Here is a 19,290-nt window from a genome sequence, read left to right as displayed (position 1 = left end):
TTTGGCTTGGCAGATAGATCACAGCCGTCAGTGTGGGCGCGCTCGCTCGATTAACGCGTCGACGTCCACCCCGACCGGGAGCGTGCCATAGCAGCGCCCTTCGCTCGCCAAGCGCCCCGCACAGAACGCGTCTGCGACGAACGAGGGCGCATGACGGACCAACAGCGAGCCTTGCAGTGCCAACCCCAGCGATTCACACACCGCTCGCGCGTCGCGCTGCTCGATCGGCTTGGTCAGCCGATCTGCGATCCCCGCTACAAACTGATCCAAGCGCCGATCCCCGCCCGCGCCCGCGCGCAGCTCGTTCATCAGCGCTTCAACGCAGGCCGGCTCGCGGCCGATCGCGCGCAGCACATCCAGACAGATCACGTTGCCCGAGCCCTCCCAGATGCTGCTGAGCGGAGACTGACGGAACACCCGCGCCATCACCCCCTCCTCGATGAAGCCCGCGCCCCCGTGACACTCCATGGCCTCATAGACCAGCTCGGGGGTGCGCTTGTTGAGCCAGTACTTGGCAACCGGTGTCGCCAAGCGCGAGAACAGGCGGGCCGGCTCGGGGTCGTCGCCCGCGGCGTCGTCAAAGCTCCGAGCCACGCGCATTGCGAGCGCGGTCGCGGCCTCGCTCTCGAGCACCAAGTCGGCGAGCACCGCCCGCATCAGTGGTTGATCGATCAACAGCTTGCCAAACGCGCCCCGGTGCGCAGCGTGCCAGCACGCGTTGGCGACCGCCTGCCGCATCATCGCCGCTGGCGAGACCACGCAGTCCAGCCGCGTGTGCTGGACCATCTCGATGATCGTGGGGACGCCGCGGCCTTCCTCGCCCAGCATCTGCGCCCAGGTCCCCGCGTACTCGATCTCGCTCGACGCGTTGGCGTGATCGCCCAGCTTGTCCTTGAGCCGCTGAATGAAGAAGCGATTACGGGTCCCGTCGGGCCGCCAGCGCGGGACCAAGAAGCAGCTGAGCCCGCCGGGCGCCTGCGCCAAGGTCAAGAACGCGTCGGACATCGGCGCCGAGCAAAACCACTTGTGGCCAACGAGCTCGTACTCGGCTCCCGGCCCGCCGGCTGCAAGCGCGTGGGCCTTCGTGGTGTTGGCGCGCACGTCCGAGCCGCCCTGCTTCTCGGTCATCGCCATGCCCATCGTCACGCCCAGCTTGGTGTCGGCCGGACACGCCCGCGGATCGTAGTGTCGCGCGGTGAGCTTGGGCACCCACGCGTCGGCCAAGTCGCTCTGGTGGCGCAGCGCGGGCACCACCGCGTAGGTCATGGACAGCGGACAGCACACCCCCGGCTCGGCCTGGGTCATGAGGAACTCATAGGCCGCGTGCGCCACATGGCCGCCGCGCTCGCTCGTCCACGCGACGCTGTGGACGCCGGCCTCGATCGCGAGGGTCATCAACGCGTGGTAGCTGGGGTGGTAGCGGACCTCATCGATGCGCTGGCCATAACGATCGAAGGTCAGCAGCTCTGGCCGGTTGCGGTTGGCCTCGAAGCCCCACGCGATGACCTGTGCCGAGCCCACCCGCTCTCCGAACGCCTCGAGCTGCGCCTGCGCCCAGCCGCCTCCTTCGCGCACGGTCGCCTCGCGCAGCGCCGCGTCGCTCGACCACCAATTCACGCCCTCGAACGCGGGCGGCTGGTTGGAGACGCTGTGCGTGGGGAGCTCCGTCAACGGACGCAGGTGGGCCATTGGATCGCTATACCAAACAAACTTGAAGATCAGTTGGAGAAGGCCGATCGTGGGGCATGGATCGGAGTTCGCTCGTACTCATCGTCAGCTTGGCCGGTCTCGGGCTTGCCTGTGGCGCGACCGACCCAAGCCTGGGCGCGAGCGAGACCCGCGGTGGCTCGGAGTCGGAAGCCGGAACCACCGAGGCCGCCGAGACCGAGTCGGACTCGGGCAGCGCAGAGACCAGCGAGACCAGCGAGACCGGCGAGCCGCTCGCGTGTCACGAGCTGCCCGGCCCCTGGGATGCTGGCTACGCGATCCCCCGCCAGCCCAGCCTGCCCGGTGATCCGCAAGCCGGGTTGGATGTCCTGCTCGAGCAAGCCTACGTGTCGTGTGGCGTGCCGTGGGAGCTGTTCGGGTTTCTCTCGCCGTTCATGGGCTCGTTCACCAGCGGCCCAAAGCTGGCCTGGCGACCTGGCAAGAACGCCCAGGTCCCTGTCGGGTGGAACGTCGTCGAGCTAGGCGACGGCTCGGAGCTGGTCGTCCCCAACTGCTTTGGCTGCCACGCGAGCGAGTTTGACGGTGAGCTGATCTTGGGCCTTGGCCGCGCCGACGCCGACTTCACCACCGACCTCGGCACGCTGATGCAGCTCGCGCCCGTGCTCCCGCCGCTGAACGACGCGGGTGCGGCGTTCAACAAGTTCCTCGAGCGCTACCAAGTGGTGGGGCCGCCCTCGACGATGCTGAGCGTGGGGACCAACCCGGCGATCATGTACGCGGTCGTGTTGGTCTCGCATCGCAACCCGTTCACGCTGGCGTGGCAAGACGAGGCATCGATCGAGCTGCCGCCCAACTTCATGGTCCCGGCTGATCCACCGCCGTGGTGGCGGGCCAAGAAGAAAGCCTCGCACTTCGCCAACGGCATGTCGCGCGGCGACCACCGCGGAACCATGATGCTCGCGTCTTCGCTGTGCACCGACACCGCCGCCGAGGCTTCCGTGATCATGGAGCAGTTCATCGACGTGCAAGCCTGGCTCGAGACGGTCGAGCCACCCACCTACCCGCGGCCGGTCAACGCCGCGCTCGCGGCCGAGGGCGCCGAGCTGTTCGAGTGTCACTGCGCTGGCTGCCACGGGACCTACGCCCAGGATCCCGAGGCCGAGACCTATCCCAATTTGCTCGTGCCGCTGGAGTGGATTGGCACCGATCCCATCATGGCCACCTACGCGGCCAACCAGCTCAACTACCTCGAAGACTGGTTCGAGGACTCGTACTTCGGGACCGTGACGGAGCTCGAGACCAAGTCGCCCTTCGTTGGCTACGTCGCCCCGCCGCTCGACGGGATCTGGGCTTCGGCGCCGTTCTTCCACAACGGCTCGGTGCCAACGATCGAGCTGGTGCTCGACAGCGCCAAGCGCCCAACCTACTGGCGGCGCACCGACTACGACAGCGGCAACTTTGACTGGGACGCGCTTGGCTGGCCCTGGACGCCCAGCCAGACCTCGCAAGACGACGCGCCGATCAGCGAGCGCAAGTACATCTACGACACGACCAAGCCGGGCCATCGCAACACCGGCCACAGCTTTGGCGACGCGTTCAGCGACAGCGAACGCAGCGCGGTGCTCGAGTACCTCAAGACGATCTGAGCTCGGCGCGTCTGCCGAACGGCGCTCCCACGGACCTGAGCGGCCGCGCAGCTCTAAAGTTGCGCTCTCCGGCGTCCGCGGGCTCCTAGACCCAAATCAAGCGCTGAATTGGAAAAGGTGAATGATTTGGGGCTAGTACGAGCCGACAGGCGAGCGTTTGGGGTGAGCGAAGGGGGCTCCGCCGCCGAAGCGAGGGGCTTTCGAAAGCCCCCTTGAAGACATAGTAGGCCCGAGTCGAGCGCGCAGCGCTTGATTCGGGCCTAGAGCGCCAATCAGTTTGAATTCACGACGCCAGGCACATCTGGGGCCGCTCCTGCCGTTGTCGGTCGGCGCTCGCAGTATGCCGGATACAGCTTCGGCCTCCCTCCTAGGCAGGAACGGCCCCAGACGCACCTGACGACGCGACTCCAAACTGATCGGCGCTCTAGGTACTTGTGCCCGAGCCACGCGCCGGGTAACTCCGCCCCGGGGCCCCCGTAAGTCATCTGCGGAGCCCACGGAGCAAGTCATGAGCCTCATCGAGCTGACCAAGGAGAACTTTCAACAGACCATCGACGGCGACGGCATCGTGTTCGTCGATTTCTGGGCGAGCTGGTGTGGCCCGTGCCGACAGTTCGCGCCGACCTTCGAGGCGGCCGCGGCCAAGCACGAAGACATCACCTTCGGCAAGATCGACACCGAGTCCCAGCGCGAGCTCGCGTCGGCGTTTCAGATCCAGTCGATCCCCACGTTGATGGCGTTCCGCGACAACATCCTGGTGTTCAGCCAAGCTGGCGCCCTGCCGCCTCCAGCGTTCGAGCGGTTGATCGGTGAGATCCGCGGGCTCGACATGGACGACGTCCGCAAGCAGATCGCCGAGCACGAGGCCAGCCACGAGCACGGCCCCGACTGCAACCACGACCACTGATCGCTGATCGCTCGCCAGTCCCGAGCTTTAGATCGGTCAACCAACCCGCCCGCCCGCACGAGGGCGCTCGAGCCCAGCGAGTTTGCCATGAAGGCAGGCTCCTGGGCTCGAGCTGTTTTCAGCTCGGGCGACACCGCCGGTGTGATCCCACTGCACACACCCGCGACCATGGATGCGCGTGGATGCGCGCCACTCAGAACGGGTACGTGCATTGCACATCCAGCCTCGGTAGCTCGCCTTGGCGGTCTCCAACTTCCGAGATCTCAACATGGTTCCAGGCACTTACAAGCAAGCGCAAGCTCCGCGGGGCGACTCGGGCGGGCATCTGTCGTTGAAAGGTTTGCGTAGCTTACGCAAACCTTTCATAGCAGATGCCCGAAAACGTTGTAATCCCGGCCACCAAGCCGGTTTTACCCTGACCGAGCTGATGATCGTGCTCGCGGTGATCACGATCGTCGCAACCCTGGCCTTCGTCGGCCTGCGCAACAACCAATGGGAAGGCGCCTACCTGCGCTTCACCGATGACCTGGTCGGCACGATGATCCAAGCGCGCAACCGCGCGATCGACGACCAGACGATCGTCCGCGTGGAGGTGTCGCAAGATCGCCTCGAGGTGTTCTGGATCGACCCCGACGATCCCCCGCCCGACCCAACCGTCGCCGGCACGGGCACGCTGATGTGGGGCAACTATCGCGACCGCGTTGACGGCGGCCTGATCGCCGACCAAGCGTGCATCACCGGAATGGAGCCCGGCATCTCGGCGCCGAGCGAGGGCAACGCGGGCGTGCTCCCGGTCGCGTGCGGCACCGACCTGCCCAAGAGCATCCTGTTTCAGCCCGACGGCAGCTTCGCCCTCGAGAACGACCCGCTGCCCGACACGGGCATGACCTTGGTGGTCCAAGACGCGAGCTCTCCCCAGGTCTATTACTCCATCATCGAGATGTTCCCCGGCGGGCTGATCCGCAAGTTCGACGAGATTCCAGCGCCATGATGACTCATTGCAATCGCAATCGTAAGCGCCGCGATCGACAAGCCGGCTTCACCATGGCCGAGGTCATGGTCGCGCTGATCGTCTTCATTGTCGCCGTCGTTGGGCTCGTGGCCATGGAGAGCCGCGGGATCGAAGCCCAGCGCGCCTCGATGGAGACCCGCGAGGGTGAGCGCCTCGCCCAAGAGGTCATGGCCGAGCTGCTCGCAACCAGCTTCGACGAGCTAATCGAATACGACTTTGCGGGCGGGCAAAACCCCGCCCTCCCCTACGACGACGTCGACCTCGACACCTGGCAACTACGAGACTTTGGCGCGGTGCCCAACGCAACCGGTGAGCGTGGCCCCGGCGCCCGCACGGACTTCTATTGGGTTGGGCGCGCGATCAATCGCTGGCCCACGAATGGGGTCGGCAACCCCGACGCTGTTCAGCTCGAGGTCACGGTCTTGTGGATCGAATACACGAACCCCGCCTACCCGCCGCCCGCCAACATCGACGTTGATGATCTCATCCCCGACAACCTCGATCCTGCCTCGCCCAATTACCTACCCTGGGTCCGCGGCGTCCAGCTGCGAACGGTGCGTGTCAACGACGCCCGCAACCCTATCTGAGCTGTCTTCGAGGCCATCATGAGCGTGACAAAAACACTGCAAAACCGGGCTCTGTTCCCCACCCGTGGGCGCCAGGCCCAGCGCGGCTTCACCCTCATCGAGCTCATGGTTGCGATCTTGGTGTCGTCAATCGTGCTCATGGGTGTGTTCGCGTTTGCGAGCATCCAAAAGGACACCGCCAGCCTTCAGCGCCGGCAGATCGTGCTGCAGCAGGCGCTCGAAGGATCCATGTATTCGCTCGGCACCGACATTCGCATGGCGGGGCTCGGCTTTGGCCGCCAATGTAGCGAGGTCCGAATCTGGTCCCCGGTCCACAACAAGCTGATCAATCCCGGTGGCGCCTCGGGTGACAACATCGCCGATGTCTACACCGACGAGATCACGACCGAGCCCTATTGGGTCTTGCGAGACGGCGTGCAGGCCCACTGGCGCAGCGGCCCCGACGTTGGCGCCAACGACATGGCTGGCCTCGAGGTGACCTCGGCGTCGCCAAGCAGCGCGGCCGACAGCATCGACATCTTTCGCGGCGAGCTCAACCTCGCGGCTGGGTCGGGCCTGTTTCAAATTCAAGCATTGCCAGGCTCGACCGCCTCGGATGCGGTGCTCACCTTCGAGAGCAGCAACCTGCTCGACAACGGCGACGGCTTGCAATTGGCTGCGGTCCGCCAGATGTTCGCGCCAGGGTCGTTCGTGCTGGTTGTGCCCGTCAGCGGCACCCAGGCCTACGTCTCGGAGACTCAATCGCAGTGCGCGTTGGTCCAGATCACTGGCGAAGTCGAGGCCGGCGGCGCTGGGTCGACCAGCTGGGAGCTACCGATCTCGAGCGACTCGCCGTTCAACACCAACCTCGAGGTGCTGCTTGGGCTCGGCGGGTTGGCCACCCCCGACGACGCCGACCCAGGCTCGGTGGGCAACAAGAACGGCTCGCCGTTTGGCGCCGACTGGGATCCAGAGAACTTCGATCGCCTCGACCTGATCCCGCTTGGGCGCGCGCGCTGGTCTCGCTACGAGATCGACTACACCGTCGAGACGCGCCCCATGCTGGTCCGCTCGGACATCCTTGGCTGGCGCGAGGGCGACCCAACCGTTGGCGTGATCAACGACTATCCAGGCTGTACCGGCGGCGCGTGTCGGATGCCCCGGCTGTACCTCCCGTCCGACAACGTCCAGCCGCCTCGCGTCGCGATTGGGCCCATGATCGAGGACATGCAGGTCGCTGTGGGTTGCGACGGCTGGGCGCCAGACAGCCAGCCGGTCATCGCCAATTTGGTCCCCCCACCCGACGTCGGCTTCGAAGAACAGGGCCCGGCGTCGGGGCCGCTCGCTAATGCGGCGAATCGCAAGATCGACGATCGCGCAGAGGATGGAGATCGCGGCAACGACGAATGGCTCGGAAACGCGAGCGCCGAGGCGTGGGGGCCAGACTGCGTTTCCTGGGGCACTGCGGAGCGAAACGCCGCCGAATGGGCCGCTGGTGGCCCCGGCTTCGAGAGCCAGTCCGCCCCTGGGTTTCGCATGAGCCCTCAAGTTGTTCGGGTCACGCTGCTCGCTAAGCCTGATACAATGGCAGGTGGCGCAGACGCGGTCACGGACGCGTTCTACAACGAATTGGTCGCCATCGAAGACCGCCCAACCATGGACTCGGTGGTCGGCAGTCGCGAATACCGCACATTGACCGAGCGATTTCGCGTTCGCAACACGCATTGGCGCGATCCTGCGCTCAAGTAAGAGGCACTAAAATAAATATGCTGCACACCAGGGACTCCCAAAAGAGCCTCTCAGACCGGCTTTGCCATCAGCTTGGAGCGACCATGGTCAGCGTGATGCTGCTGACCGTGTCGCTGATGACGGTCGCTGTATTGGTTGTGCGCACATCCAACCGCGAGGTCTCGCAGGCCAACGCGGTCGTCGCCCGTGAGCGCGCGTTAATGGCCGCGCAAGCATCAATCGAGCTCGCCGCCGCCCAGCTTCGCCAAGAGATCAACAACGCCGGCAGCGCGCAGGTCGTCATCAACCAGGCGCTGACTGGCTACAACAACCCCGGCGACCAGTCGGTGTGCGCGTCACTCTACGAAGACTGCATACCCGGCGGCAACGGCAACAACCAGGTCCCCGGCACCGGGCAAAAGAACCGCTGGGTCACCGGCAAGTCCGACTGCGCCGGGCGTCCGTGCATGCGGCAAGGCGCGATCGCGTTCTTGCCCAACGCAGAGGGCGTGGCGATCAATTGGGTGCAGGTGCCGCTGCGTGACCTGCTCGAGGGCGCCGACTCCGAGGCCCGCGTGAGCGTTTGGATCCGCAACAACGCGGCGGACGCCATCGACACCGGCGCCGGGACCTGGACCAGCGACACCGATGGTCGCGTTGTCGTCACCGGTGTGGCCACCGTTCGCAACACCACAATCGCAATTGAGCAAGAGCTGGTGTTGGCTCCCGGCAATCAGCAGCAGGCCTGGTCCATGAGCTCTCCTGATGTTGGCTACGGCGGCGGGCACAACAACGACAACGTCATGGCGGACGTCTGCGTTGAGAACTTTCTGGGCTACGAGGAGAATTGACATGCGCAAGCAACACGACCAGCTATCACAGCGCAGTGCTCTACTCACTTGGGGTCTGAAGCTGGCCGGCGCGGCCTTGCTGCTGGTCGGCATGCTCAGCCACGCGCAGCAGGCCCAGGCGCGCCTCGATCCTTTTTATATTGTCACCGGCGCGAGCTACGGCACCGTCTCGCCCCGAATCCTGTTCGTGCTCGACAACTCGGGCTCGATGGCGATGGACGTGACCTACAATCCGCTGTCGATCTACCCCAACACCAAGTGCTGGTGGCACAACTGCGAAGACGACGACGCCGGCGTCTTGCAGAGTCGGGTCAACGCCGCGCGCGAGGTCATCACCAAGCTCGCGCAAGCCAACAAGAGCAAGGCAGAGTTCGGGCTCATGACCTTCGGCACCGCGCTGCCACCTGACGGCAGCAACAAGGCCCAGGTCCCCGACCCGTGCGTCGCGCGGGTGAACGCCGGGCCGCTGGTCAAGAACCAAGAGTACCGGTTCACGTGGGTCAAGAACGTCAACCAGCCCTACTCGAACCAATGGAAGCCCAACCGCAACGCGTTCGGCACCCAGGGCATCTGGCTGCTGTGCGGCGACAACCGGCCATTCCCCTACCTGCGCCACGACGAGCTTGGCGGGTTCGCTATGCCCAACAACAGCGTCGAGCCGCTGCCGGACATGCCGCTCTACCTCGCGCAGTCAAACGTCGCGGCCTACGAGAGCGCGGCCAACTACAGCCGCCGGGTCCAGTGGTTCCCGCGCTTCGTTGGCCGCCGCGCCAACCTCGATTGTAGCGACCCCATTAAAGAGGCGATCGTCCTCAACACCCACGGCGACTTTAGTGGCAACAACGCCGCGCAAAAGAAAGCCAACATCTGCGACAAGGACTTTTACTACTGGCCCTACGTTGACGGCAACCCTGGCTACTCGTTCTATGATGGCCTCAGCGAGGACAACATGGCGCACCAGGAGTGCACCGACAACGCCGTGTGCAAGACCGAGACCGATCAGGTCCACCGGCTTGGCATCGCCCGCCGGGATCAATGGGTCGGCGCCAGCCTCTACGCGCCGTTCTACTCCAAGGCCGTCATCGATGACCCCAACATCGCCTCGGAAGACAAGGGCCCGCGCTCGCTCGCCGACGCGTGGGTGATGTTCGATGGCATCACCGCCAAGAGCTACGCTGGCGGCGCAGACGTGACCGGCGGCACGCCCATGGCGGTGGCGATGGGCGTGATGGAGTACCTGGTCCACCTCGACCAGAACGACAACATCACAGGCCCCAAGCCCGCGCTGCCGATGACCAACAAGCCGTTTGGCCACGACACGATCGCCTCGTATCTGGCGTTCATGCGCGTATCTGAAGAAGACGCGATGTGTCGCCCGGTCACGATGATCATCGTGTCTGACGGCGTCCCGGATCCGTGGAACAAGCAGGGCGGCGCCAAGCTGTACGAGCGCCTTCGCAGCATTCGGCGGCTGTTGGGGGTCAAGACCTACATGGTCGCGTTCACCGAAGAGGTCTACTCCAACCCCATCAACCACGAGCGCGTGCACGAGATCGCGTGTGCGGCCGCGGGCGGCGACTCCATCCCCACGCCCTGCTCGGGCGGCAACGACTTCGCCCACTGGGACACCTGCGCCAACCCAGACGATCCGGCAAATGGCTGCGCGTGGCTGAGCGAGAACCAAGACGACCTCGAAGCCACGCTCACGCAGATCATCTCGAAGTCGCTGGAGATCGAGGTCCCTGGCGGCTCGCCCACGCTGGCCAACGACTTTCAGCTGGCCGATCCCAACAACCCCGAGTCGGCGCAAGCGGCGGTGCAGACCTCGATCAGCACCTGGACAGAGACGCCCGCGTGGGTTGGCCACGTCGCGCGTGGGGCCTGCAACGACGAAGACCCCAACAATCCAGGTCAGCTCGCGGACTACTGCGCGAACGCGGCGGACGTCCCCGTCGAGACCGCCGAGCTCGAGAGCTTTGGCCCGTGCCCGATCAGTCGGGTCTGGGACGCCGGTGAGTGTCTGCAGCAGACCAATTGGAACGATCGCCGGATCTACACCCACGACTTCAACAACAACGTCTTTCGGGTCGCCGATCCAGACGGCTCACCGTCGGGGCCGTTCGTCGCCTTGGTCGAGCAGCTGAACGCGCAAGGTCGCATCGATCCGCCGCTGTCCAACAACGGCGACGAGAAGACCGCGCAGATCGTCGCAATGACCGAGTGGCTGCTCGGTCGCAACATGCCCAACAACTGGAAGTTGTCGGGCTTGCCAAACTCGGCGCCCATCCTGATTCGCCGGATCCCGCAAGCCAACGCCGACTTCCGACCCAGCGTTGGAATTCGCGACCCGCACTGCGCCGGCCGCCGCAACGCAGTTGGTGACGACGTCCCCGCCACGCTCGAGGCATTCTCCGCGCAAGCGTGGGAGGTCACCTCGGGCGGCGGCCTTGACGATCACTACGACTACACCGAGGCGGTCCTCTTTGGTGACGACTTCGGCATCCTTCACGGTGTTCACTATGACAGCGGAAATGAGCTGTTTGGCTTCGTGCCGCTCGCGCTGATCAACAACGCGCGCAAGCTCTCGGTCGTCGGCCCGGCGAGCTACGGTCAATCAGAGCAGATCAGCGAGCATGTGTTCGGCGTGGCGTCGACCGTCAACAACGGTTGGGCGTGGGACGAGCAGGCCAGCAAGTGGCGGCACCTCGCGGTGTTTGGGCTTGGGCCCGGCGGCTCGAAGATCCTCACCCTCGACGTCTCGCACATGGGTCGGCTCGAGACCGATGACCCCATCGAGGTCGTGTGGACCACCAGCACAACCGACAACGCGGTCGACTTCGCCAACACCCTTGGCGAGACCTGGGCGCGACCGGCCCTGACCTACGCCTCGCCCAATCACGAGATGTCGGTCGAGCCCGTCGCCTACCTGGTGTTTGGCAGCGGCTACCGCGAGGGCCAAGGCGCCGCCGAGCGCGGGCGCACGGTCTGGGTGGTCGACGCCATCACAGGTGAGACCGTGACCAAGAAGGCATTCATGGGCGTCCCGGCCGCCAACACCACATACGACGTCGCCGACGACTACGCCGCGATCGCGGACATCGCCGTGGGCTCGCACTGCCTCTCGCGCTACTGGGGCGAGATGCAAGAGGCATATTGGGCGGATCCTGCTGGCCGCTTGTATCGCTGGGACCTCGCCACCGACGTCTCCAACGTGACGCAATTCGCCCACGCGGCCGACAGCGGCGGCGCGGTCTGGCCGCTCAACCCCCAGGGCTTCTCGCTCGCAACCGAAGGATTCCGGTTCCCCGCGTGCCAGGGCCTGGGCGAGTTCTCGTGCGCGATCAACCCGATCGGCGTTGGCGGCAGCAAGGGCGACGTGTTCACCTTCTCGCCAGCCGTCGTGGCCAACAACCGCATCGACGAGATCAACAACCCCGGCACGATCCTGCCGATCGGCGACCGCGATCAGTTCCTGCTCGCGCTCGTCAGCGGCAGCCCCAACGACAACAAGATCGACGGTGGCGATGACGCCAACGACTTCCACAGCAGCCTGTACTTGATCGCCGACGATCACCGCGTTGATCAACACGGTGGGTTTGACATCCCCGCGAACGCGCCAGCCACCGCGCCCGGGGCCCACGCCCACTTCATGCGGATGCCGCTCAACCAGATCGAGCGCACCCGAACAATCGTGTTCCCCAACGGCGACACGGAAGACGAGACGCGCAACTTCTCGAAGGCGGCTCGGCCAATTCGCGCGCCCATGGTGCGCGTGACCGGGCTCGCCAACGGCACGCAACAGCTCGACGCCGAGGTCTACTACATCAGCTACACGATCTACGAGCCGGGCTCGGGCAGCTGTGACTCGCGCTGGTTCGACGAAGAGGCTGGCGAGTGGGTCGCGGATCCCGGCGCCACCTACGAGATCAGCTTCCGCCTGGTCGTTGCCGGCGGCAGTCCGTTTGACTTCATGGGCGGCTACCAGCTGCCTGAGGACTTCAACGACGGGTTTGGGACCTCCGGCAACCTGACCGCGCCGATCGTCGAGCAGGCGATCTGCGAGGGTGACAACTGCGGCGCGGTGCTCAGGGCGCCCAAGACCTCGCCTTGCGATCCAAACGTTGACGCACCGCCGATCGGTGGCGCGATCTCGGTCCAGACCGGCTGGGCCGAGCTCGAGGGCTTCTCCCCCCTCGAAACCATTATTTAGCTAGCGAGAGACGAACACGCCGCGAAGGTCCTCGGTTCGCGACAGCGCGCTGGGGGCCGGGTTGCCGTCCTTCCACGAGGTCGCCACGAAGCGGTAGTACATTCCGGGGGTCAAGGCGGGGCCGCCGTAGTCGACGCTGACCGTCGAGCTGCCCGACACGCCGGGGACCTGATCGTCGCGCCAGATCTCGTTTCCGAGCGCGTCGTGAACGACGACTTCGTAGCGGTCTTCGCTGCTGTCATCGTCAAACACGAACACGGGCGTGCCGCTGACCTCTTCGGGTCCGTCGCGTCCGGGGCTGACCACCCCGAGCGCTTCGGTGACCTTGAAGCTGTCCTGCAACTCCAAGTCTTCGCCAGCGGCGACGGTGATCTGAAGGATCTCGGTGCCAGCGATGCTGGTGTCGGGATCGCGGACCAACAGATCGTTCTCGAGCGAGGCGATCACGTAGTAGCTGCCCTCGGGGACCTCGGCGATCGTCCACGCCGAGCTGACGTTGGGCGCGACGCCGGGCTCCGGCGCGCGCAGGCCGAAGGGGACCGGGCCAAACTCGAACACGGGGTTGAACAGCGCGGTGGGGATCAAGACCACAGAGGTCTCGCTGCCGCCCGGAGCATTGACGATGTTGACGCTCCCGCTCACGCTCGCGAGGGCGTCGCCAGCGAGCTCGAGCACGACACCCGAGACATCGGCGTTGACCTCGAGCGACTCGGGCACGAGCTGCAGCCCGCCACGATAGCCGCGGACAGTCGTGCTGCCGGCCTCCACGTTGAACAGGGTGAACGCGCCGCTGCGGTCCGCGACGGTGTAGACGTTGCGCCCGCCCTCGGCCACGACCAAGGTCCCGCCAGTGTCATCGCCTTCACCCGCCACGCGACCCATGACGGTGAACCCGCCCTGGTCGGCGTCGTCGAGCGGCAGCAGGCCCACGGTCGTGGATGCGTTCTCGATCACCTGTAGATGATCATCGGTGTCGTCGTCGGGGTCGTCCTCGACCGGCATGACGGCGGCGGTGCTCACGGGGAACGCGGGCTGCAGTCCGCTTGGATAGATCTTGTAGTCCTTTGCGCTGCCCGAGAGCGTGAGCGTGAGCGCGGTCGCAGGGTTGCCGTCGGCGTCGCGTGCGATCGAGATCGGCAGGGCGTAGTTGCCTGCTGCGTCGGAGATCGCCACGTCACTGATCGGCGCGCCGGTGTCGTCGAGGGCGAGGATCCGCGCGCCCGCGATCGGGGTCTCGTCGAGGGCGTCGATGACCATGCCCCGCAGCTCGACCGGTCCAGCGCAGACGAAGGGATCTTCGCCGCCGTTCCTGGGTTCGCACACCAAGCCCGCCGCGCACGGCTGCTCGTCGCTGGGCGTGCACGCGTCGCCAAGCTCGCCGCCAACCTCGAGGTCTCGCGTACAGCCGACAGTGACACACGCAGCCGCGAGCAGCCCGTGCAGGAGAACAGCGCTCATCGTTGACTTCACGGCGCTTCGACAGGGCCAAACCACGCAATTCCAAGGTGCCTGCCATAGCCCAGCGCGCTGCGATGTCTGGAGTTTTTTCGAGCGTCGTGGCACGACTGCCGAGCGTTGCTCGGGCCTCTGCTTCACTCGCTCGTGCTCACGGGAATGCTGGCGTTCGCGCCGGCTGACACCGCGGTCCACGAATTCGCCGCCGACGGGCTCGATCCGGTCGCGCTGCAGCTTGGTCTGCGTGCGCGGGTCGGCGATGCGCTCGATCAGTGGACGATCCAAGTGGATGCGGTCGAGCCAGTCGAGCCGGTCGAGCCCGGCGGCAGCAGGCGCTACGAGCTGACCTTGGTGTCCGCGGGCAGCCCCAAGCCGGACCACCGCACCGTCGAGCTGAGCGGACAGACGGACGCCGATCGCAGCCGCGAGCTCGCGTCGATCCTGACGCTGATCATCGAAGCGGCCGCCGACGACCCCGAGCCACGCGAAGCGGCCGAGCCACGCGAAGCGACCCAGCCGAGTGTTGCGACGGCGCCAGATCGCCAGCCACCCACACCTCGCTCTGGCTTCATCGCCCTCGAGGGACACGTCGGGCTGGGACCTCCGCGAGATCTGGCGCCCGAGCTCGGCGTCGGACTTGGCGCAGGTGCGTGGCTGCTCAACGAACATCTTCAACCCCGCCTGCGCGTGCGTTGGGCTCACGGCTGGGCGGGCGAGGTCCGCGTCCATCAGCTCGGCGCCGGGCTCGGTCTCGCTGCAGGGACGCCCGTCGGGGACGGGCGACTGTGGCTGGGCGGCCTGGCGATGCCGGCGGTCAAGTGGACCCACGCGAAACAAGTCCGAACGGCCACGGCGTGGGCGGGCGGCGGCGAGCTGTCCGTGCTCGCGCAGCTTCGCCTCGCGCATGTGATGGTGGGTGTCCGAACGGGAGTCGAGACTACATTCCCTGCACTGCGCGCGAGCGGCACCCAGGACGCGCTTCGCTGGGGGCACCTTCGTTGGCTGCTGGTCCTGGAGATCGGCCTCGTGATCCGCAAGAAGTCGGAATTACCTCGCTAGGTTCGGTCTGCAGTCTGTGCGCCGGTCTACACTGGTGGCCGTGGCCAACCCCCACGCCGCTGACGAACAACCCGCCGCCGCGACCGGAGCCGCGGCCGGAGCGACGGTTCATGCGCTGCCGCAGCGGGACATGCAGGGCTTGGTCGCCCGCGCGCGCCGGCACGACCCCGCCGCGCAACGTCAGCTATTCGAGCTGCACAAGACCCGGGTCTGCGCTCAGGTTCAGCGCATGACCGGGGATCCGGCGACGGTCGACGATCTCGTCCAAGAGGTCTTCATCGCCGCGTTCGCCAACCTCGACAAGTTCCGCGGCGACAGCCAGCTCCACACGTGGCTGTACCGGATCGTGGTCAACAAAGCTCGCAACTGGTGGGACAGCGAGCAACGCAGGCGCCGCCGCGAGCTCCGGGCCTCGCAGGTCCCTGCGCAGAGCCCCAACACGCCGCACGATCAGCTCGAGGCATGTGAGCATCGCGAGCAGCTCTACGCCGCGCTGGGCGAGCTCTCGCCCAAGCTGCGCGAGGCCTTCGTCGCCCGCGTCGTCGAAGGCATGTCGCTGCTCGAAGCCAGCGAGGCGCTCGAGGTCCCGGTCAGCACGGTCTCGTATCGGACCCGCCGCGCCGAAGAGCTGCTGTGTCAGGCGCTCGGCGTCGCCGGCTTCCCCACGCCAGGGCGCCGATCATGAACGAGACGCCACCCGAGCTGCAGCGCTTCGTCGAGGCCGCGCGCGAGCAGGTGATCGCGCCGACCCACGTGACCGCCGACGCGGTGTTGGCAGGCCTCGAGCGGCACCGCGATCGCACCCAAGCGCGGCGAACGATCACGCTGAGCGCCGCGATCGCGCTCGCGGCCTCACTGATCACCGTGAGCTTGTTGTGGCCCATGCTGTCCGCCCGCGACGCTTCGCCCCCGCGTGACCCGGCGGGTCATGCTGGTCATGCTGGACATGCCACCGGTCATGCGGCCGGTCAGGCCGGTGGGATCACCAACGTCGACGCGCCCGAACACCAGGCGGCTTCGCTCGACCTCGACAGCGCGGTTAGCTTGCGCACCAACACCCAAGTCGAGGTGCGCGGGCCGTGGTCGCTCGCGCTCGGCGAGGGCGTGCACGAGCTCGAGGTCCAAGCGACCCCCGGTCAGGCGCTGCGGGTCAGCCTACCGGGTCTCGAGCTCGAGCTCGCCGAGGGCAACGCCACGATCGAAGTGGTTCAGAGCAGCGCCGCGGTGAAGCTGCACAACGGCGTCGCCGCATGGATCGGCGAAGACGGCCAGCGAACCGTGCTGAACGTCGAACATGTCGATCTTCAGGCCCCCTCGGCGACCGAGCTCGCGCGCGAGGCCGAGCGGCTGCTCGCAGCGGGCAAACCCGACAAGGCAGTGGCGGTCCTGCGCAGGCTGGTGGCGGCCTACCCCAAGGCCAGCCAAACCCGGACCGGACTGTTGGACCTGGCGCGGCTCCTGCGAAATTCCACGCGCAAGGACGAGGCCCGGTGCGCGTATGAGCTGTACCTACAGCGCTGGCCCGGCTCGGCGGTCGACGGTGAGGTTCGCGCCGCGCTCGCGCGACTGGGTCCCGGCCGTGCGTGTCGGGGCCTCGATCCGCGCTGACCCCCTCATTGAAAAACAGACCTAGAATCTCGGTCCGCGGCGCTGTCCAACCCAGCAATGACCACGGCTCGATTTCCCCTCCTCCTGAGCGCTGGGCTCTTGCTGTCTCTCTCGGGCTGCGGTGGTGATCGGGGCGCGGGCGCGACGAGCGGAAGCGAGACCGGAACCGCGAGCGGCGACGGCGACGGCGACGGCGACGGCGACGGCGACGGCGGCAGCAACAGCAACTCGGGCGACGGTGACGGCGACTCGGGCGACGGCGACGGTGACGGCGAGCCGGGCGACGGCGACGGCGAGCCGGGCGATGGCGACGGCGACCCCTCGACCTGTGGCGACGGTGTGCTCGACGACGGCGAGGAGTGCGACGAAGGCCCCGAGAACGGCGACACCGGCGCCTGCTTGTCCGACTGCAAGATCAACATCTGCGGGGACGGCTTCGAGGGCCCCGAAGAGGGCTGCGACGACAACAACAACGTCGACGGTGACGGCTGCTCGGCCACCTGCATGCTCGAGAACCTGGACGCCGAGGTGATCATGTGCGGCAACAAGGTCTACGAGTGCGGCGACGCGATCGACAACGACGAAGACGGCAAGGTCGACCTCGCCGATCCAGAGTGCATCTCGCCCTGCGACGACGACGAGTCGACCTTCAAGACCAACCTCCCGGGCCAGAACAACGACTGCAAGGGTGACTGCTACTTCGACTCGAACTCGGGTGGCGGCGACGACCACTGCGAGTGGAACCTCAAGTGCGACCCAGAGAACCCCGGCGCGGACATTGGCTGTGAGTACGATCCCAATTTCGCAATGTGCGATCTGGAGATGCCGCAGAGCTGCCTGGATTTTTGCACGCCGCTGGTCCCCAACGGCTGTGACTGCTTCGGTTGCTGTGAGGTCGACGGCCAGTTCGTATACCTTGGCGGCGGCGAGTGCTCGCTCGACAACCTCGACGCGTGCGACTCGTGCACCTTCTTCGACAACTGCAACAACCCCTGCGAGCCCGAAGAGTGCGAGCTGTGCTTCGGCCAAGATCCCGACGATCTGCCCGAGGGCTGCGAGGAGCCCTCGTGCCCCGAAGGCGTCGCGCCCTGCCTCAACATCGATGACTGCCAAGAGGGCGAGTTTTGCCAGACCGGCTGCTGCGTCGGCATCGACCCTGCGTGACGCGGCGATCGCATGCCCACGCTCCGGTTGCGGGTGATTCGGGGCCTGGGTAGTGTCCGCGGCAATGAGCGCGCTCCCAGCCCACCTGCTCTCGGATAACGCCACGATCGCGCCAGACGGCCGCCTGCAGATCGCAGGTCTGGACGCGGTCGCGCTGGCCGAACGGTTTGGGACCCCGCTGTTCGTCTACGACGAGGACCACATCCGCGCCCGTTGCCGCGCGGCCCGTGCGGCGTTCCCCGATGGCGTCGCGTATGCCAGCAAGGCGTTCTTGTGCCGGGCGATCGCCAAGCTCGCCTACGAAGAAGGCATGCAGATCGACGTGGCCTCGGGCGGCGAGATGCACGTCGCGCTCGCGGCTGGGGTACCGGCCAAGACGCTGGTGTTTCATGGCAACAACAAGAGCGAGGCCGAGCTGCGCTACGCGATGCGCGAAGGCGTGCACCGGATCGTCGTCGACTCGTTCGACGAGCTCGATCGGATCGAGGCGCTGGTCGCCGAGGGCCTGCCGGCGCCCGCGATCTTGCTGCGCATCACCCCGGGGGTTGTCGCGCACACCCACGAATTCGTGCAGACCGGCCAGCATGACTCCAAATTTGGGTTTGGTGTTGGAGCGGGCGTCGCCAAAGCAGCGATCGAGCGGGCCACGGCCAGCTCCGCGATGCGCCTGCTCGGGCTCCACGCCCACGTTGGTAGCCAGGTGTTCGATGTGTCCTCGTTCGAGAAGGTGATCGAGGTGCTCGCGCCGATCTTCAACCCGCTGGGCCTCGAGGAGCTGTGCATCGGCGGTGGCCTTGGGGTCGCGTATGTCGAGGGTGAGTCGACGAGCGACATCCTGGAATGGGGCGCCGCGATCCGCCGGGCCTGCGCGGACCAGGGCATCACAGGAAGGATCACCGCCGAGCCCGGCCGGTCGATCGTCGCGGCCTCGGCCTTGACCCTGTACCGCGTGGGCACGATCAAGCCGATCCCCGGGGTCCGCACCTACGTGGCCGTTGACGGGGGTATGAGTGACAACCCGCGTCCGGTCCTCTACGGCAGCGGCTACGAGACCTTCTTGCCGCGCGCCGCCAGTGCGGATCGCCCAAGCACGATTCGCCTGGTTGGAAAACACTGCGAATCGGGTGATCTGTTGGTCCGCGACGGCCTGGTGCCCAGCGACCTCGCGGTCGGCGACATCATCGCGACCCCGGTCACTGGCGCCTACGGCTACTCGCTGGGGTCCAACTACAACAAGGTCCCGCGGCCCAGCGTGGTGTTCGTCAAAGCTGGCGAGGCCCGCGAGGTCATCCGTCGCGAGACCTGGGATGACCTGCTCCGACTCGACCTCTAGGTCTAGGTCTCTCATAGCGCGTCAAGAAGTTTGAAGTCACGACGCCAGGCACATCTGGGGCCGCTCCTGCCGTTGTCGGTCGG

General features: G+C 66.4%; 14 protein-coding genes. 12 read left to right on the top strand and 2 right to left on the bottom strand.

The genetic code is table 11. The features are described 5' to 3' along the window. Positions 1-27 precede the first annotated feature (27 nt). On the bottom strand, positions 28-1,689 hold the full coding sequence (locus tag DB30_RS28045; RefSeq protein ID WP_052554596.1) for an acyl-CoA dehydrogenase family protein: 1,662 nt from the start codon (positions 1,687-1,689) through the stop codon (positions 28-30). Positions 1,690-1,745: 56 nt separating this feature from the next. On the opposite strand from DB30_RS28045, the gene DB30_RS28040 reads away from it, so the two are divergent. The 7 genes from DB30_RS28040 (at position 1,746) to DB30_RS28010 (ending at position 12,588) form a co-directional block, all read left to right on the top strand. Then, positions 1,746-3,314 (top strand): c-type cytochrome, encoded by a 1,569-nt coding sequence (locus tag DB30_RS28040; RefSeq protein WP_052554593.1) that lies wholly within the window; start codon positions 1,746-1,748, stop codon positions 3,312-3,314. A gap of 508 nt (positions 3,315-3,822) precedes the next feature. Further along, positions 3,823-4,221, top strand: a complete 399-nt coding sequence (gene trxA, locus DB30_RS28035) for a thioredoxin (RefSeq protein WP_052554591.1) — start codon at positions 3,823-3,825, stop codon at positions 4,219-4,221. A gap of 268 nt (positions 4,222-4,489) precedes the next feature. Continuing rightward, positions 4,490-5,212, top strand: a complete 723-nt coding sequence (locus DB30_RS28030) for a pilus assembly FimT family protein (RefSeq protein ID WP_146660940.1) — start codon at positions 4,490-4,492, stop codon at positions 5,210-5,212. Continuing rightward, positions 5,209-5,820: a prepilin-type N-terminal cleavage/methylation domain-containing protein gene (locus DB30_RS28025; protein ID WP_146660938.1), complete on the top strand. Its 612-nt coding sequence runs from the start codon at positions 5,209-5,211 to the stop codon at positions 5,818-5,820. The genes DB30_RS28030 and DB30_RS28025 overlap by 4 nt, the downstream gene beginning before the upstream one ends. An 18-nt stretch (positions 5,821-5,838) precedes the next feature. Beyond that, positions 5,839-7,548, top strand: coding sequence for a PilW family protein (locus DB30_RS28020; protein WP_052554583.1), 1,710 nt, complete (start codon positions 5,839-5,841; stop codon positions 7,546-7,548). Between the two features lie 83 nt (positions 7,549-7,631). Beyond that, positions 7,632-8,378, top strand: a complete 747-nt coding sequence (locus DB30_RS28015; RefSeq protein WP_052554581.1) for a hypothetical protein — start codon at positions 7,632-7,634, stop codon at positions 8,376-8,378. A gap of 1 nt (position 8,379) precedes the next feature. After that, on the top strand, positions 8,380-12,588 hold the full coding sequence (locus tag DB30_RS28010) for a pilus assembly protein (protein ID WP_052554578.1): 4,209 nt from the start codon (positions 8,380-8,382) through the stop codon (positions 12,586-12,588). On the opposite strand, the gene DB30_RS28005 is transcribed toward DB30_RS28010, so the two are convergent. After that, on the bottom strand, positions 12,589-14,046 hold the full coding sequence (locus DB30_RS28005) for a hypothetical protein (protein WP_052554576.1): 1,458 nt from the start codon (positions 14,044-14,046) through the stop codon (positions 12,589-12,591). 117 nt (positions 14,047-14,163) lie between these two features. Between DB30_RS28005 and DB30_RS28000 the strand changes: the two genes are divergently transcribed. The 5 genes from DB30_RS28000 to lysA all read left to right on the top strand — a co-directional run bounded on the left by DB30_RS28000 (position 14,164) and on the right by lysA (position 19,207). Further along, on the top strand, positions 14,164-15,102 hold the full coding sequence (locus DB30_RS28000; RefSeq protein ID WP_052554573.1) for a hypothetical protein: 939 nt from the start codon (positions 14,164-14,166) through the stop codon (positions 15,100-15,102). 40 nt (positions 15,103-15,142) lie between these two features. Then, positions 15,143-15,787, top strand: a complete 645-nt coding sequence (locus tag DB30_RS27995) for an RNA polymerase sigma factor (protein ID WP_146660936.1) — start codon at positions 15,143-15,145, stop codon at positions 15,785-15,787. Further along, positions 15,784-16,710 (top strand): tetratricopeptide repeat protein, encoded by a 927-nt coding sequence (locus DB30_RS27990; RefSeq protein ID WP_052554568.1) that lies wholly within the window; start codon positions 15,784-15,786, stop codon positions 16,708-16,710. The genes DB30_RS27995 and DB30_RS27990 overlap by 4 nt, the downstream gene beginning before the upstream one ends. Positions 16,711-16,767: 57 nt before the next feature. Further along, positions 16,768-17,874, top strand: a complete 1,107-nt coding sequence (locus tag DB30_RS41725; RefSeq protein WP_052554565.1) for a hypothetical protein — start codon at positions 16,768-16,770, stop codon at positions 17,872-17,874. A 64-nt stretch (positions 17,875-17,938) separates the two neighbouring features. Beyond that, positions 17,939-19,207 carry a diaminopimelate decarboxylase gene (lysA, locus tag DB30_RS27975; protein ID WP_052554564.1) on the top strand — a complete coding sequence of 423 codons (1,269 nt, stop codon included), beginning with the start codon at positions 17,939-17,941 and terminating at the stop codon, positions 19,205-19,207. Positions 19,208-19,290: the final 83 nt, after the last annotated feature.

The organism is Enhygromyxa salina, assembly GCF_000737335.2.
In the GTDB taxonomy this organism is placed as follows: Bacteria; Myxococcota_A; Polyangia; order Nannocystales; family Nannocystaceae; genus Plesiocystis; species Plesiocystis salina_C.
Note: the sequence above shows the minus strand (reverse complement) of the source record. Positions and strands in the feature narration are given on the sequence as shown.